This window comes from Psychrobacter sp. ANT206 (assembly GCF_056880555.1).
This window is the reverse complement of sequence record NZ_CP096271.1, coordinates 2,670,882-2,685,964: the sequence shown is the minus strand read 5'-3', so window position 1 is coordinate 2,685,964 and position 15,083 is coordinate 2,670,882. Positions and strand designations below refer to the sequence as shown.

Genomic DNA, 15,083 nt, shown 5'->3' with positions numbered 1-15,083 from the left:
ATGCTCTGCGGTTAATAAGGAGATTGTGCCAAATAAATATGACAGTTTGATGACATAAAGCCTTGCTATCACAAAAAACGACTGAAAAAAGACAGTGTTAAAAAACATAAGAAAGGAGCAGGCACAAAAAAAGCATAGGCAGTATTCTAATTACTGTCTATGCTCATTTTTTTCAATATTACTTATTACACATGTTTTTTACTTAGATAAATGGTGTTAGATTTTAGCGCTACCTAACAATTGCCCCATTTGAACGATTGAGCCATGCTGCATGGTATCTTGCCAATCCGTTTTTGCTGCTTTTGGCAGTACTACAATTGCGGTTGAACCTAAATAAAAACGACCAAGCTCGTCACCTTTTTTAAAGCTCATATCATGGTCTACTTCTTGAATATCATCGGTACGGCTAATTTTACCCGTCGCGACCGTTTCAATCCCAGCGACAATCATTGCACCGACCATCACTACCGCCGCTTTGCCATAGGCAGTATCAAACAGACAGACGAGGCGCTCGTTACGAGCAAACAAATCCGGTACATTAGCAGCCGTGGTATTATTGACCGAAAATAGTGTACCAGGTACATAGCGGGTTTTGGTTAATATACCGTCAAATGGCATATGCACACGGTGATAGTTGCTTGGAGCAAGATAGACCGTAGCAAAACTACCATCCGCAAAATAATCGCCATCTGCGCTATCAGCTAAGAGCTGACCGATATCATAGTCACGACCTTTGGCTTGCAGTAGCTTATGGTCATGAATCTGCCCAAGCTGCGAAATCATGCCATCCGCAGGACTGACAATACCATTGATACTGGCATCGATAATACGGGCATTGTCTTGGAGCTCACGAGTAAAGAAATCATTAAAGCTCTCATAAGCGTTTAGGCTTTGACGCTCATATTCATCTAAGCTAACATCATACGCTTTGGCAAAACTGCGGATAAACGTACGCTTAACCCAAGGGTGGCGGCTGGCAGCTAAGCGCCCTGCGACTTTACTGATTTTTTGCTGCGGGACAAATTGCTGTAAGGTAGTAAATACATTCATAATAGATGACCAAAGTAGGGATTAAAAATAGTTATTAAAATAAAAAGTTGTATTAAAAAATCATAGATAGGCAGTTTTATAGCTAGATTTATTTATAAACATAATCATAAGTACCTGCACAGATAATTGTATTTTATCATGGTCCGCAGCAGACTGTATGACCATAATCGTTAAAGGAAGTAAGCAATGAGATCTCTTATTCAGCGAGTCAAATATGCCAGTGTCAGCGTTGATGGGCAGGAGGTTGGTGCTATTGAGCAAGGTGTGCTGGCATATATCGGCTTGGGACACGATGATAACCTACAAAGTGCGCAGCGGATGATTGATAAAATCCTCACCTATCGTATTTTTGACAATGATGATGATCCAGCCAAATACGGTAAACTCGATAAAAATATCCAGCAAGTCGGTGGTGGGCTATTATTGATCTCACAATTTACTCTGATGGCAAAGACGGATAAAGGTCGCCGCCCTGACTTTGGTAGCGCAATGGCACCTGATAGGGCTCAAGCTTTATTTGCACAATTGGTTGATTACGCAAAGACGCAGTATTTAACGGTTGCAACGGGTCAGTTTGGCGCTGATATGCAAGTATTGAGTGTCAATGATGGACCATTAAACTTTTTATTAGAAGTGCATTAAGTCATTAGCATGGCTACTAAGTATTATAAATTTAAGAGTAAATGTCATTAAGCTGTCATAATTAAACCCTTTAATAAAGAAACGCTTATTTGCGTTTGTTACTGCTTTTATAAACTCTATTTTGTCCTCTAACATTAAGAATATATTAAGAATACATTATGTCTAAAGAGCAAATTTTGATTGTTGAAGATGAAGACGCCATTCGTGAGATGGTCGTCATGACCCTAGAGATGGCAGGCTTTGATAGTTTGCAGGCAGCGGATGTGTCAGAGGCGCACCAACAAGTGGTCGATCATCGTCCAGCGCTGATTTTATTGGACTGGATGTTACCCGGTGATAAAAGTGGTATCGATTTTTGCCGTATGCTAAAAAGCGATACGCTGCTCGCCGAGATACCGGTTATTATGTTGACCGCCAAAAGTGAAGAAGACAGTAAAGTGCATGGTCTTGACGCAGGCGCTGATGATTATATGACCAAGCCTTTCTCGACCCGTGAGCTTATCTCAAGAATCAAAGCGGTATTGCGACGTAGTAACGCGCTAAGCGGCGACAAACCTATCAATATAGGCAGGCTAACTTTAGATGCCAAAAGCCAACGCTTTATGGTGGGTGATGACATTATCGATATGGGTCCGACAGAATATCGCTTATTGGCGTTTTTTATGAGCCATCCTGAGCGCGCTTATACCCGTGCCCAGCTGCTCGATCAAGTATGGGGCGGTAACGTCTACATCGAAGATAGAACCATTGATGTTCACGTAAAGCGTTTGCGCACATTACTACGTCCACATGATTGTGATACATTGATACAAACGGTACGCGGTACAGGTTATCGATTTTCTAGCCGTATCGAAAAAGGTTAATCGCTAGCAATATGAATATTGTATAGTGTCGCCTTTTATCGGGAGCGGCCAATAGTAGAAAAATTATAAAAAATAATGGATAAATAAAAATGCCTATCCAAGATAATGAGCAAGGTGCCACAAATCAACTTAAAAAAATCAGAAGTGCTTTACGAGCATTACGTGATGCCGTGATTTTGCTCAATGACGATGATGGACTTGAATGGTGGAACCAAGCGGCGCAGGATTTATTATTGTTGCAATCCTCAGATAAAGGCAGGCGTATTTTTGACTTCATTCAAGTTCCTGAATTTATTAAGTATTATCAGGAGGCAACGACGCTTAATGCTGATGCTGATGCTGATGCTGACGCCGACGAGAGTGTGCATATCGTCTCTTGGCAAGACCCAAATCGTTATCTAAAGTGTGAGCTGACGCCATTTGGCGATGAAAAACTACTGATCATTTATGATGTGACCCGTTTGCAGCATTTAGAAGCGATGCGCCGCGACTTTGTGGCCAATGTCTCGCATGAGCTACGTACACCATTGACGGTCTTGATGGGATATCTGGAGAATTTCTCTGATCAGCCAGATATGCCTGCGAATTGGCGACGCGGTTTTGAGCTGATGACTCAGCAAACGGCACGCATGAATAGGGTGGTCAATGACTTATTGCTACTGTCTCGCATCGAAATCGAAGAAACCCATGCGTTTAATGATATCGATATGACCAAGCTGCTCACTCATGTCTATGATGATGCGCAGGCGTATAATCAAGAATATAAGCATACGATTCACTTGCATATTGATACCTATGATGGACTATATGGCTCAGAAATGTACCTAAATAGCGCACTGTCCAATCTAGTGATTAACGCGATTAAATACACACCAAAAGGTGGCAATATCTCTATTAGTTGGACTAAGACTGCTGAGGGCTGCAGATTTGCTGTTGAAGATAATGGTATCGGTATAGCGCCGCAGCATCTTGCCCGTTTAACTGAGCGTTTTTATCGCGTTGACAGCGGGCGCAGCCGAGCAACAGGTGGGACGGGGCTTGGACTGGCGATTGTAAAACATGTCTTATATCAGCACGAAGCGAGCTTGCAAATTGAGTCTGTAGAAGGCATTGGTTCGACATTTAGTGCCGTGTTTCCAAATAACCATGTACGATCTGCCGCAATGAATTAATGCTTAATACACTTTAATCCTTTTGCAAAAGTGGATAAGGGTTTACCGCACTACCATTAATATAAATCCCATAATGAACATGCGGCGGTGTGCCTTTAGCATTGCCGCTATCACCCACGTAACCAATGGTATCACCAGCATTTACCCAGTCATTGGGAGAAATGTCAGCATAGTCTTCCAAATGCGCATAATAGTGTCCTGCGCCGCCTGGTCCCACTATCATAACGACGCGACCTCCTAACGCATTTTCGCCTACCTTACTGATGATACCTTGGGTCGTCGCTTGTATCGGCGTGCCGCGCGCCGCAAAAATATCAATCCCTTCATGTGAGCGACCTTGACTACGAGCAGCGCCCCATGTATCAGTCAGATGCTGCTTGGGTAGCGGATTTGGCAGGCTATTCTCTGTTGGTAGCGGGTGTTGCAATAGGCTAAGCTGCTGCCATTTTGCTATGAAAAATGATTGAGTTTGTTGGCTGATACTCGGTAATAATCTGTCAAATACGAATAATAGCATCAGCAATACTACGGCCTTGATAAGTACGCTAATTGCACGGCTGATAAACGTAGGATTTGGTTGTTCGTGATTGCCATCTGGTCGCATCGACATCTCTTTGTCTTATTATTGCTTTCACTAATATTATATAGATAATACCTTTGGCTCTTCGTATAGCATTGTTATATTTGACTTTTATCCCCATAAATGAAAAGCTACTGAATCTAATTGCATCTATTATGTAGTTGGTCCTGAATAAAAGAAGTACAAATGATTATCAATCACTACTGGGGTTAATTTTTCTTGCTTGCTGTGCCTACGCAGACAGAGGCTGCGAATAATTAACCCCAGTAGTGTTTTGCTCCTTCAAAAGTAGATTAATTATAACGCTCCTTTTAAACGAGCAAAACTGCCTGTCATTTATGTCCAACTTGCTATGGTTAAATTTTTATGGCTGCTGCTTTTAACATGGTCGATACTGCGCTGATTATCGATACCGAAACCGATCAAGGTCGTGATCCACGACCTATCCAAGTGGCAACGATTAACGTAGCTACGGGCTTTGAGTGGATGAAATACTTTAATAGTGGTCGCTCAATATCGCCAGTTGTGATTAGAGTCCATGGCATTACCGATGACGATGTAGCTGGGCTTGAGCGTTTTGAGCTTGAGCAGTTTGAATTGCCTGGGTACCTTATCGGTCATAATGTACGCTTTGACTGGCGGGTGATTGGTAGTCCTTCCGCTAAGCTAATTTGTACCGTTAGGCTGGCGCGCGCCGCGTTTCCAGAATGGAGCGCTTATGGTCAGTCCAAATGTATTGAGCAGTTATTGGGCAAGGGTGAGGCTAGTAGGATGACGATTGCCGCTCATGATGCGCTCGGTGATGCTCGTATGTGTTATGTGCTGTATCAGGCTTGCTGCGAGCGCTTAGCGATTGCACCAACTGATTTTGCAGCAGCGCATGCTATTGCCAATAAAGCCAATCCAGTTAGTAAAATGCCCTTTGGTAAATATAAAGGTATGCCTATTAAAGACGTCCCTATTAGCTATATTAAATGGATGCTTGGTAACATCCATAATATGCAGCCGTCGCTTTATTCTGCATTGACCAAACGCATCAAGGCAGAAGCGGCAGCAAACGCAAAAGAATCAATAGACGAATCCGTAATTAAATAGGCTCTGAAGTCTATTGATTATGTAACCAATCAACTGCCATTTGCCATAGCTTAGGCGCTTTAGCATTGGTTCTGCTGCTAAAATAACGCATATGACCGATGCTACTAACACCAAAATCTTTGGGATCTAAAAAGCGTTTTTCTGCTGGCATTTTGGTAAAAACGCGAATCATATCATCCATATTTTTGCTATTGGCAATCTCATCATCACTAAACCCTAGCCATAATGCTGGCATATCGATCTCATCATAAAAATGCGTGTGTATACTTTTCCCAAAAGCAGTCTTGATATAACCTGCGCCATTACACCACTCACGCCATTGACGAGCGACGCCGCGCGGCAGCGGCTCGCCCATGCCGATTTTATCCGATGGCGTATAGCCTAACGTCAAATTAGTGAGAGGAATAAATGCCTCCATAAAACCTATGGCCTTAAGCTTATAAGGCATGTCCATGTTTTTGATGCGACCCGATGAGCAGGCGACATTAAATACTGAAGCAATAGACTGGGAATTTGGCATCAAACCAATGAGCTGACCGCCAGCGCTATGACCAATCAAATGATAAGTGGCATCGGTAAATTCATCTTGCAAGGCTTCAAGGACGGCTGGCATGTCGTGGCGACCCCAGCTGATTAGAGATGCGTCACATTTTGCCAAGTCAGTTGAGAGTGACTCACCGATACCTTCATTATCGAATGTCAGTATGCCAAAGCCATGCTCGGCTAAGTGAGTGGCAAAATTGTGATAAAACTGACGTTTGATACCTGTTGCTGGTGCTATCATGACGGCTTTTTTTACAGGCGTTTTGGGACGATAGACAGTCGCTGCCAATGCCTGATTGCGATCGGTCATAATGCTTAATGAATAAGCCTCTGTTTGAGTAATAGTAGGGCTGTTTTCCATGGTTGAACCTTATTATATTGTTATCGTTTTTATAAATGAGCTTTGCTAGTAAATATAGAGTGTTAATTTGCAATAAGCTGCCAATGTGTAGCCTTAAAAATGTAGTAATTGCGTAGTGATAAATGGTTGTGACCGCGTGATAGCATTGCTTATGTTAAAATAAATTTCAGTAGGGAAGGCGCTCAAATATGACTTCTAAGTTCTATCCCAATTTACCTTGCATGATATGATCCATTAAGACTGGACTGAATAACTATCTTGACTATTCAACATGCACGGATAAAAATGCTTTAACAAACAAGTTCTTAATAAAAACAATTGATATAAAAGTTAAGGAAGCTATATGCAAATGAAAATTAACAATGACACGTATGAAGTGATTACCAGTCAAGATATTACTAATATCGAAAAAGCCGTGGATAAATCAGCGTTAACTATGCCGCTAGTTGCGGTCTATTGTGGGTCGCGTTTGGGTAATGATGTCATATATGAGCAAGCCGCACGAGAGCTTGGTGTGGCATTAGCAGACAATGGCATGGGTTTAGTATACGGTGGCGCGAGTATCGGGCTGATGGGCGCAGTGGCTGATGAAGTGATTCGAGGTGGTGCAGAAGCAGTCGGTGTGATCCCAACCTTTATGCTCAAACACGAAATTGCTCATGAGCAGCTGACCCGTTTACATCTTACAGATACTATGCACACGCGTAAAACAGTGATGGCAGAATATGCTGATGCCTTTATTACTTTACCGGGTGGACTTGGTACTTTAGAGGAAATCATGGAAATCGCCACATGGCGCCAGCTATATCAACACGAAAAGCCAATGATTATTCTGAATATTAATGGTTTTTATGATCGTATGATTGAGCATTTAAAATATACCACTGAGCAAGGCTTTATGAAGCAAGAAGATCTTGAGCGCTTGGTAGTATGTAACACGATTGGTGATGCTATTGATTTACTGCAGACGATGGTCAAAATAGATGCTGCTGTCAATACAGAAAAGATGGCAGGCAACTAAAGGCAGATATATAAGCAAATATGAAAAAAGGGAGAGAATGGCTAAAAAAAGCAATTCTTTCCCTTTTTTTGTCCGTTAATTAAAAACGTCTTTCTTAAGTTCTATAATTATCTGAACTATTATTAATATTTAAATTCTTTAACGCTTTCTCGCGAATACCACGATTGACGCCTGCCATTGCCTGCGGAAAGCCACGCTCTTTTGCCAAATCACGGGCGACTGTCTCAATAGCCAGACTGTCGTTGTGCGCCAGATACGCCCACTCATGAGCATAGCGATTACGGTTCACGGGCGTATCAAGTTCAATCAAACCAAGCTTACTCAATTCATCAACGATTTGATCTGCCGCAATTAGAGTTGAAGATGCTTTGACGTTTTCAGCACGGGCATAGCGAATATTAGAGTATAAGCTCACATCAGCGACCCGGAGTGTATCATCCTCACCAGGAATTTGCTGCCCACCGTATAAAGCATTGCCAACAGTACGGGCACTATGGAAGGTCGGTACAAATTCTGCCACATAATCGATCGCTTGTTGGCTACGCGCTTGTAGTGGTGCTTTGTCCCAACCATCTTCGATATAGTGCACATATTGCGGCGGCAATTTTGGTTGGGCGCTATCTTTACTTGAAGCCACCAAGCCATCATTAAACAGCGTGATAAAATTACTCATGCCATGTATCTGAAAATAACCACCCGGATAAGGGGTTAATTGCGCCATCCCTTCAGGTGTACCGCGATTACCATAGACAATAATCTCTGGTATCTGTCCACCGGTATCTTCCCAATGAGTAATATAAGAGGATTTAAACTCTACCATACGCGTGACTTTGACACCGACCATATCATCAATCACCCCTGTACGAAAACCACAGGCATTGACGAGGTAATCAACTTCGATGGACTCGATTTTGCTATTAGATTGCGCTTCAGGATCTAAACCAGCACCTTGCTGATAATCAATACGCCATTTGGTCACATGATGATCAGCGTTTGAGCAGTTTTCACAATCAACTGGCATGACCTGCTTTACTTGAGTATCAGTAAAGACATGCGCATGCTCATAACCATCTAATGCCAATTGCGCCGATGCTGCCAAGCGAAAAATATTCCAGCCATATTCTTGTACCACAATCAGCGGAAATTTAACTTTATTTAAATCTAAATACTTAGCAACCGGTATCATCCATTCATCAACGGTAGTTGGCACAGTCACTTGCTCACGCTCAGACAATGCAATCAGTTGTTCATGACTGTAGAGCTGATAATAATCTTCCGGTTCACCCAGTACTTTGTTATTGGCATCTTGAGCAATCATCTCACGATAGGCATCGGTCAATATCTCAAGCCGCGGTAGCAAGTCTTCCGGCATGCCGTCATCACGAGTCGGCACCGCAAATACCGTTGGGCGTACATCAATGGTATAAGGATAAAGACGTAAAATATCGATGCACTGTTTGAGAAGGGCGACGCAGTCCTCGTCAGGGATTTCGCGGTAGAGATTGCCACCTGCATGCAAATGGCACATAGGCGGACCATCAATCAGCGATTTGTTTTTTTCGAACACATAAGTTTCAAGCCCTAACGCTACCAATCGAATGGCAATGGTTGCCCCCGCCGTACCACCACCGAGGATACCGACACGTTGAGTAGCAATTACTTGATTATTCATAAGAGAGTGAGTCATTGTCGAGGTTATATCCTTAATAGCATTTGCATCAAGTGGTACTTAAATCAGTATTTAACGGGGTACTTGGCATAGGCATGAGGTGGCTTATGGATATTGATATGTGTGCAGAGGCAGTCAAGTTCAACAGTGATCATAAATCTCAATGGTCACATTCGCCATTGTGTAGTCATGCTTAATTTCTATAGCGCTATTCTACAAAAAACGTTGGGGAATAGAACGGCAAATTGGTAAGTGCATACATGATTTTTGTCAACGTTTAACCCAAAATTCTATTGGGCATAAACTTACTCAATCAAGATAATATTTTTAATTCAATTTAAAAGTGTCATCCTATTATTACCATAGGGACGAGCAGATTGAATTCCTCTTAAAACCGCTAATTACTGATGGTATTAAGTATTTTTGTTTGGCGAAATTGTAATGTTTATGGGCTTTTGTAAATTTATATGAGGACAAGAATAACAGCTATAAATCCTATGCTATATTTAAAATCTCAATAATGGGTTTAAGATATTTGCTTGCAATTTATTATGGCTTAAATCCTAGAGTGATAAGAACGATCTAATAACAATTAACAATCTATGATGACAATGACAAGGAAGTTATTATGAAACATATTTTAGTTTTATCCGCTCTTAGTGGTGTGTTGGCTCTTAGCGGTTGTTCAACGCTAAACAATATGGTCGGTAATGACGACTCTGGTATGCATGACGTGCAAGCAACCAATAAAAATACTGCGCCTGTCATGAGTAAAAACGGCATGTTGGTTGATTCTCGTAACCATATGACTTTGTATACTTTTGATAAAGATTCGATGAATAGATCAGAGTGTGGTAGCGCTTGTATGCTAGTTTGGCCGGCATTTATGGCACCTAGCAATGCCAAAGCCTCAGGGCAGTTTGCTGCCTTCCAACGTGAAGACGGCAAGTATCAATGGGCCATGAACGGCAAGCCGCTGTATTTCTATGCCAATGACACCAATGTTGGGGATAAAGATGGCGACAATAAACTTGGTGTTTGGCATATCGTTAGAACCAAGTAAGGTCTGAATATAAAGACTAAGTTTTACCATAAAAAAGCAGCCATCATTGTGGCTGCTTTTTATTACGATATTTTTAACTGCAAACTTACTTCATAAAAGCATAACATTGATATGTATAAAGCTATTTTGCTTTATTCTTCGTAGCCGCTTTTTTCTCAATCAGCTCACCGTCTATTTGAATGGGTACTTCAGTCGTAATACCACTTGCAAAAGCGGTCATGCCGTAAGCAGCTCGGTCAATAATACCGGTTGCACGAAAACCAATAACTGGCTCTTTGGTCATTGGGCTATTGGCTATTTTATTCAAAGTCACATCTAGGGTCAGTGGCTTGGTTTGACCCAGTAGAGTGAAGTCACCTGTGACTGTGGCTTGTTGTGGATTTTTAAAGGTGATGTTAGTCGATTTAAAAGTCATGGTTGGATGTTTTGCCACATTAAAAAACTCATCTTTTTTTAAGTGAGCATCGCGAGCATCCCAATTGGTATCGATACTGTCAGTAACAATAGTGAAATTCATATTGGCTTTATTAGGTGCTTTAATATTGTAATTGACCATGCCTTTGACATCATTAAAGTGACCCATGGTGGTCGAAAACCCTAAGTGATTGACTGAAAATCCGACACGCGTATGTGCATCATCTAGCTGCCATTGAGTTGGCAGCGCCGCACTTGCCAGTGTTGTCATAGCAATTGCTGAGCCAAATAGAACAGCTTTTATACTGTTTTTCGCTATTGTATTTTTCATTGTCTTATCCTTATTAAATGTTAGTATTCAATCAATATTGATAATTAAATCACCAATACTAATTGAATATTATTCTTAAATTAATCTTAATATATTAATAGTTATTGATTATATTATCTAATGAATAATTATACGCAGCTTGTCTATCTGCCTCAATACTATCGATGTTGCAGTGACAAATTAGCACTGATAACCCTAACAACTTCTGCTTGCATCAAACCCCAAAAACCGGTAAAATCGCGGTTTGATTTTCCCGCTGGGGAAAGGCTAAGTGAGCAGAGGAATGGTGTTGGGTGCTGGAATAAGCCAGTGACGCAGCTGCCATACTTATCAATGTTCTTAGTGCCTCAGTTACGTATGTCATCGTTTGCTGAACGCATCGTTAAAAATGCTGTTTTGCAAAGTCGTTATACATACATCGGACATAGAGAGTTTATTATGCGTAAAGATATCCATCCTAATTACCAAGAAGTTTTATTCCACGACACTAACGCTGACGTGTTCTTCTTGACTCGTTCAACTGTTAAAACCAAAACCACTCGTGAATACGAAGGTTCAGAATATCCATACTACCCACTTGATATCTCAAGTGCGTCGCATCCATTCTATACTGGTGAGCAACGTAAAACTTCTACTGAAGGTCGTGTTGCAAGCTTCAACAAACGTTTTGGTGCGTTTGGTGGCCGTAAGAAAGCTGCTGATACTGACGCTGCAGAATAATTCACACGTATTGTGTGATATTATTTTGAGCATGTGTTCTCTCAAGCATGCATAGTGATGGTATTAAGAATAAAAAAAACCGCTGACTATTCAGCGGTTTTTTTGTGCTAGCTTTTGGCTAATGGGTTGATGAATCGAGCAACTCTACAATCAGCTCCGACAATTGCTGTGCCCAATAGCCATACATCAGGCTACTTGGATGAAAGCCATCGCTCGCAAACATTACCTTGATATCGATCGGCATACCGTTAGAGTGCTCAGCGATCATGCGTGGGAAATCCGTTGCCATATAAGTGACGTTATCATGAGCCATACAGGTTTGCTGCAATATTCCATCAAGAATAGACGCTTTTGCGCCAACAAAGTTATTTAGTGGAGCAGGTATTGCTGGCATTTGTGCCATAGGGGGTAGACTTAAAAAAACCAACTCGCGCACGCCAAACTTACGCTGAGCGATGGCAATAATATCTTTGACTTGCTGTTGCCACTTGTCTACAGCAACACTCGATGTCGTATCATTGACCCCAACACTTAGTATCATCACATCGATAGGCTTGTTTGGTGCTGGCATAATATATAGCCTGCGTAGAATATCAAAACTGGTGTGCCCCGTTGTCGCTTGTAATGACCAGTTCAATACCGCAAACTGCTCATTAATAGTGGGCTGCTGCTGCAAGATTGGAATGAGCTTACCAACGAGCGCCTCTTGCTGCGTTTCACTACCGACTCCAGCCGCTGCTGAATCACCAACGATCATGATATGTAGTTCGGGTTTATTCTGAGCGGCTGACTCGTTACTGGCATGATCCAGTTGCACAGACCCATGTCTTTCTCCATTTGGCTCAGGCAAACGGACCGTATCTCGTTTGATTTTTCGACCTTGATAAAGGTATACAGGAGCAAATAAAACATCTTTTGCAGCAGCGGCTATTTTATTCTGTATTTTGCTAGTAGCTACCATCCTGCACGCTCTCTAATAATAGTTAGACTCTCGTCTATAAGTAATTTTCCATCAACATAAATATCACGCAGTAGGTTATCGCTCTCAGCAGTAAGCTCATCAGCCTTAATCGTTTTTAGCTGTCCATTACTGTGTTTGATTAATGCCAAACGCCCTTTTTTCGAGCGCTTTGAACGACTGGTGATCGGGTCTTTACAGATATCTTTCCATATACCATTGATAGAAATGGCACTGGCTTTCATTGCCCAGCTCATGGTATCGCGATTGACTTGTTGTAGCAGTCCACCACCCATACCGAAAGTCACGTTATCAGCGCTAAAGCCTGCTTTCATGACCACATCGATAATCTTACTCAAGCTTTGTGGACTGATGCCATCACCTTGGATAACACGCACATAATCGGGCAAGACTTTGTAGCCTTTACTGTTGACTGTCGTACCAAACTTTACTGCCAGACGCTCCAAGGCTTCACGCACGACTTTGGCCGGGTCGCCACTGTCTGGTCTGATAACTAAGGTACCGCCCATATTTTTGACATCGTCTTTTAGGCTGCCGCCCCAAATATTGTCAATGGCATTCCATAAGTCATAGCTGTCAGAGACCACAGAAAAGCTTTTACCTGCCCCGCCAAACTGTTCAATCATATTGGCAAAGGCGGCAGTTTCACCGTCGCGTCCCCATGCCGTCATCGTGCTATGCTCAGCGGCAGGGATAGAAAATGCTGGCATGTCTTTATCCATCTGATACCACCGGCTGGCAGCCACCAAAGCCGTCATCGAATCGGTACCGGCAAAATTGACTAAATGTGCAAGACTACCGAGGGCGACAGACTCTTGGCTAGATGCCCCGCGCGAGCCGAAATCATGCAAACGAAAGGTTAGTGACTCTGTATTGTCCGAAGATTTCTCTAGTGCTTGACGAATGATGTTTTTACAATAGTGCGAGACACTAGCGACCGTTGATGGATACCAAATTGCGCGCAGTAGCGCCGTTTCGATATAGCTTGGTAGCCAATAAAACTCAGGGTCGGTATTTATGATTTGGCAGACGACATTGGATACAGGCACGATACTACCTTCAGGTATGGCTTCGATACGTAGTGGTAAATAACCACCATGTTTATCAACCAAGCGTTCCCAGCCAGCACGGTTAAAGGTTAAGCCATGTGCTTGAATGACCATTTCGGCTTCATCGATGTCTTGATGAGTGATTGGCGTGCTTAGATATTCTTTGATAAACGCTTGTAGCCCAAAAAACACCACATCGTAGTCGCCTTTACGTGCCTCAATATAGCTCGATAGATATTCACTACCGCTTGGATATTGCACCCAATGTGAAGTTTTGTAGCTGTCGCTATTTAGGATTAAATTATTTAAATTACTGGTGTACATCACAGAACTCCTCTGCTTTGAGATGCCGCAACGATGGCGGCGCGAAGCCTTTACCGTCTATCGGTTTAGGAAATTATTAATAAAGGATCGCATAGCCGTCTGATAAAATACTATAAGCCGACCATTTTGGTGATAATGGCATAATGATCTTCAAACATCATTTTGGCATCAAGCTCGGCGAGCGGTAACCAAAACGCTGTGGTTGCGTCATCGCCGCCTTTTACTTTTGGCAGGCCTTTTGGGTCATTTTTGAGCTGAAAATAAAATGCTTGAGTAATCGTACGCCCACGCGCTGAGCGGTAAGGATCGTCAAAAGTATGCTGACTATGACAAGAGCCACGCAATACGGGCTCAGGGACTTTGAAGCGAGTCTCCTCACGGAGCTCACGGATACAGGCGTCAAATAGTGTCTCTTTTGGATTTAAAAATCCACCCGGCAGTGCCCACAATCCTTGCCCTGGCATACTACGGCGCTCAACCAGCAAGATATGTCCTGACTGTACGACTAAGGCATCGGCAGTCATGAAGGTTGGCGGATAAGGAGCAGACTCCCATTGTCTTTTATACTTATCAACAAAATCGGCTTCATCGTGCAGTTGTTGATATTCGCTTGTTTTCTTGAATTCATCCAATACGTTGCGCGTTGACTCAGGGGTACGCTCAGGCGTCGGCGTAGCACCCATTAAGTAGCTGTCACGTATAGGCGTGGCGGATAAGTTATGATAATTGGGTACGGAGACAGATGCCCAGTTAGGGAACAAAGATAAATAATACGATGAGCTGTCTTTTGAGTGACCAATCAGACCGATATCAGTCTGCAAGTCACCAGTGACGGATTTGACGCCAGCTTGTACATATTGTAGCCAACGCGTGTCATTGTAGAGTGCATCATCGAGTCCAACGCAGTGGATACGCCCCGCTTCCTCTGCTGAATAAGCGCCCTTAATCATAGCCGCGCGCTCAGCAACACTAAATGGATTTCGCAAACTACGTGGCAGATTAGCAGAACCGATGAGCATAATCACATTGTCAGCCCGCTTGAGTGCCTCATCAATAACTGCTTTATGACCACAATGAAAGGGCTGAAAACGCCCGATAAACACCAAATAGCGATAGTGTGTATTGTTTTTATTTGAAGTTTGCTCTGATGCTTCACTCATAAACGCCCAGCTCCTGCCGTACTGCTATCAATTATTAATGGGGATTT

At 42.6% G+C, this 15,083-nt stretch carries 15 protein-coding genes; 7 read left to right on the top strand and 8 right to left on the bottom strand.

The window, feature by feature from the left end:
- Window positions 1–216: 216 nt before the first annotated feature.
- Entirely contained in the window at window positions 217–1,050 is an 834-nt protein-coding gene (gene asd / locus M0221_RS11165; RefSeq protein WP_483283847.1) for an archaetidylserine decarboxylase, read from the bottom strand.
- A gap of 186 nt (window positions 1,051–1,236) precedes the next feature.
- Between asd and dtd the strand changes: the two genes are divergently transcribed.
- From dtd to phoR, 3 genes are all read left to right on the top strand, one after another.
- On the top strand, window positions 1,237–1,692 hold the full coding sequence (dtd, locus tag M0221_RS11160) for a D-aminoacyl-tRNA deacylase (RefSeq protein WP_483283846.1): 456 nt from the start codon (window positions 1,237–1,239) through the stop codon (window positions 1,690–1,692).
- A 158-nt stretch (window positions 1,693–1,850) separates the two neighbouring features.
- The gene (phoB, locus tag M0221_RS11155; RefSeq protein ID WP_011514526.1) at window positions 1,851–2,555 is read left to right on the top strand and encodes a phosphate regulon transcriptional regulator PhoB; all 705 of its coding nucleotides are present in this window, start codon (window positions 1,851–1,853) and stop codon (window positions 2,553–2,555) included.
- 89 nt (window positions 2,556–2,644) lie between these two features.
- The gene (gene phoR / locus M0221_RS11150) at window positions 2,645–3,727 is read left to right on the top strand and encodes a phosphate regulon sensor histidine kinase PhoR (protein WP_483283845.1); all 1,083 of its coding nucleotides are present in this window, start codon (window positions 2,645–2,647) and stop codon (window positions 3,725–3,727) included.
- A gap of 13 nt (window positions 3,728–3,740) precedes the next feature.
- Here phoR and M0221_RS11145 read toward each other — a convergent pair whose 3' ends face one another.
- On the bottom strand, window positions 3,741–4,331 hold the full coding sequence (locus M0221_RS11145; RefSeq protein ID WP_483284785.1) for a M23 family metallopeptidase: 591 nt from the start codon (window positions 4,329–4,331) through the stop codon (window positions 3,741–3,743).
- A 342-nt stretch (window positions 4,332–4,673) separates the two neighbouring features.
- Between M0221_RS11145 and M0221_RS11140 the strand changes: the two genes are divergently transcribed.
- Entirely contained in the window at window positions 4,674–5,402 is a 729-nt protein-coding gene (locus tag M0221_RS11140) for a 3'-5' exonuclease (RefSeq protein WP_483283844.1), read from the top strand.
- Between the two features lie 10 nt (window positions 5,403–5,412).
- Here M0221_RS11140 and M0221_RS11135 read toward each other — a convergent pair whose 3' ends face one another.
- Window positions 5,413–6,306, bottom strand: coding sequence for an alpha/beta hydrolase family protein (locus tag M0221_RS11135; protein WP_483283843.1), 894 nt, complete (start codon window positions 6,304–6,306; stop codon window positions 5,413–5,415).
- Between the two features lie 343 nt (window positions 6,307–6,649).
- Here M0221_RS11135 and M0221_RS11130 point away from each other — a divergent pair, with 343 nt between their 5' ends.
- Window positions 6,650–7,327, top strand: a complete 678-nt coding sequence (locus tag M0221_RS11130) for an LOG family protein (protein ID WP_133104836.1) — start codon at window positions 6,650–6,652, stop codon at window positions 7,325–7,327.
- A 94-nt stretch (window positions 7,328–7,421) separates the two neighbouring features.
- Here M0221_RS11130 and M0221_RS11125 read toward each other — a convergent pair whose 3' ends face one another.
- Window positions 7,422–9,014 carry an FAD-dependent oxidoreductase gene (locus tag M0221_RS11125; RefSeq protein ID WP_483283842.1) on the bottom strand — a complete coding sequence of 531 codons (1,593 nt, stop codon included), beginning with the start codon at window positions 9,012–9,014 and terminating at the stop codon, window positions 7,422–7,424.
- A gap of 610 nt (window positions 9,015–9,624) precedes the next feature.
- Between M0221_RS11125 and M0221_RS11120 the strand changes: the two genes are divergently transcribed.
- Window positions 9,625–10,059 (top strand): COG4315 family predicted lipoprotein, encoded by a 435-nt coding sequence (locus tag M0221_RS11120; RefSeq protein WP_020444339.1) that lies wholly within the window; start codon window positions 9,625–9,627, stop codon window positions 10,057–10,059.
- A gap of 121 nt (window positions 10,060–10,180) precedes the next feature.
- Here M0221_RS11120 and M0221_RS11115 read toward each other — a convergent pair whose 3' ends face one another.
- Complete coding sequence (locus tag M0221_RS11115) at window positions 10,181–10,804, bottom strand: YceI family protein (protein ID WP_483283841.1); 624 nt, start codon at window positions 10,802–10,804, stop codon at window positions 10,181–10,183.
- Between the two features lie 438 nt (window positions 10,805–11,242).
- Here M0221_RS11115 and M0221_RS11110 point away from each other — a divergent pair, with 438 nt between their 5' ends.
- Window positions 11,243–11,524 (top strand): type B 50S ribosomal protein L31, encoded by a 282-nt coding sequence (locus M0221_RS11110; RefSeq protein WP_011281173.1) that lies wholly within the window; start codon window positions 11,243–11,245, stop codon window positions 11,522–11,524.
- Between the two features lie 118 nt (window positions 11,525–11,642).
- Here M0221_RS11110 and M0221_RS11105 read toward each other — a convergent pair whose 3' ends face one another.
- From M0221_RS11105 to M0221_RS11095, 3 genes are all read right to left on the bottom strand, one after another.
- Window positions 11,643–12,485 (bottom strand): SGNH/GDSL hydrolase family protein, encoded by an 843-nt coding sequence (locus M0221_RS11105; protein WP_483283840.1) that lies wholly within the window; start codon window positions 12,483–12,485, stop codon window positions 11,643–11,645.
- On the bottom strand, window positions 12,479–13,876 hold the full coding sequence (locus tag M0221_RS11100) for a nicotinate phosphoribosyltransferase (protein WP_483283839.1): 1,398 nt from the start codon (window positions 13,874–13,876) through the stop codon (window positions 12,479–12,481). The genes M0221_RS11105 and M0221_RS11100 overlap by 7 nt, the downstream gene beginning before the upstream one ends.
- A gap of 110 nt (window positions 13,877–13,986) precedes the next feature.
- On the bottom strand, window positions 13,987–15,036 hold the full coding sequence (locus tag M0221_RS11095) for a bifunctional nicotinamide-nucleotide adenylyltransferase/Nudix hydroxylase (RefSeq protein ID WP_483283838.1): 1,050 nt from the start codon (window positions 15,034–15,036) through the stop codon (window positions 13,987–13,989).
- Between the last annotated feature and the right edge of the window lie 47 nt (window positions 15,037–15,083).

What these genes read in the sequence shown, in the direction of transcription:
- asd (WP_483283847.1), bottom strand. Translation starts at nt 1,050, where the DNA reads ATGAATGTATTTACTACCTTACAGCAATTTGTCCCGCAGCAAAAAATC.
- dtd (WP_483283846.1), top strand. Translation starts at nt 1,237, where the DNA reads ATGAGATCTCTTATTCAGCGAGTCAAATATGCCAGTGTCAGCGTTGAT.
- phoB (WP_011514526.1), top strand. Translation starts at nt 1,851, where the DNA reads ATGTCTAAAGAGCAAATTTTGATTGTTGAAGATGAAGACGCCATTCGT.
- phoR (WP_483283845.1), top strand. Translation starts at nt 2,645, where the DNA reads ATGCCTATCCAAGATAATGAGCAAGGTGCCACAAATCAACTTAAAAAA.
- M0221_RS11145 (WP_483284785.1), bottom strand. Translation starts at nt 4,331, where the DNA reads ATGCGACCAGATGGCAATCACGAACAACCAAATCCTACGTTTATCAGC.
- M0221_RS11140 (WP_483283844.1), top strand. Translation starts at nt 4,674, where the DNA reads ATGGCTGCTGCTTTTAACATGGTCGATACTGCGCTGATTATCGATACC.
- M0221_RS11135 (WP_483283843.1), bottom strand. Translation starts at nt 6,306, where the DNA reads ATGGAAAACAGCCCTACTATTACTCAAACAGAGGCTTATTCATTAAGC.
- M0221_RS11130 (WP_133104836.1), top strand. Translation starts at nt 6,650, where the DNA reads ATGCAAATGAAAATTAACAATGACACGTATGAAGTGATTACCAGTCAA.
- M0221_RS11125 (WP_483283842.1), bottom strand. Translation starts at nt 9,014, where the DNA reads ATGACTCACTCTCTTATGAATAATCAAGTAATTGCTACTCAACGTGTC.
- M0221_RS11120 (WP_020444339.1), top strand. Translation starts at nt 9,625, where the DNA reads ATGAAACATATTTTAGTTTTATCCGCTCTTAGTGGTGTGTTGGCTCTT.
- M0221_RS11115 (WP_483283841.1), bottom strand. Translation starts at nt 10,804, where the DNA reads ATGAAAAATACAATAGCGAAAAACAGTATAAAAGCTGTTCTATTTGGC.
- M0221_RS11110 (WP_011281173.1), top strand. Translation starts at nt 11,243, where the DNA reads ATGCGTAAAGATATCCATCCTAATTACCAAGAAGTTTTATTCCACGAC.
- M0221_RS11105 (WP_483283840.1), bottom strand. Translation starts at nt 12,485, where the DNA reads ATGGTAGCTACTAGCAAAATACAGAATAAAATAGCCGCTGCTGCAAAA.
- M0221_RS11100 (WP_483283839.1), bottom strand. Translation starts at nt 13,876, where the DNA reads ATGTACACCAGTAATTTAAATAATTTAATCCTAAATAGCGACAGCTAC.
- M0221_RS11095 (WP_483283838.1), bottom strand. Translation starts at nt 15,036, where the DNA reads ATGAGTGAAGCATCAGAGCAAACTTCAAATAAAAACAATACACACTAT.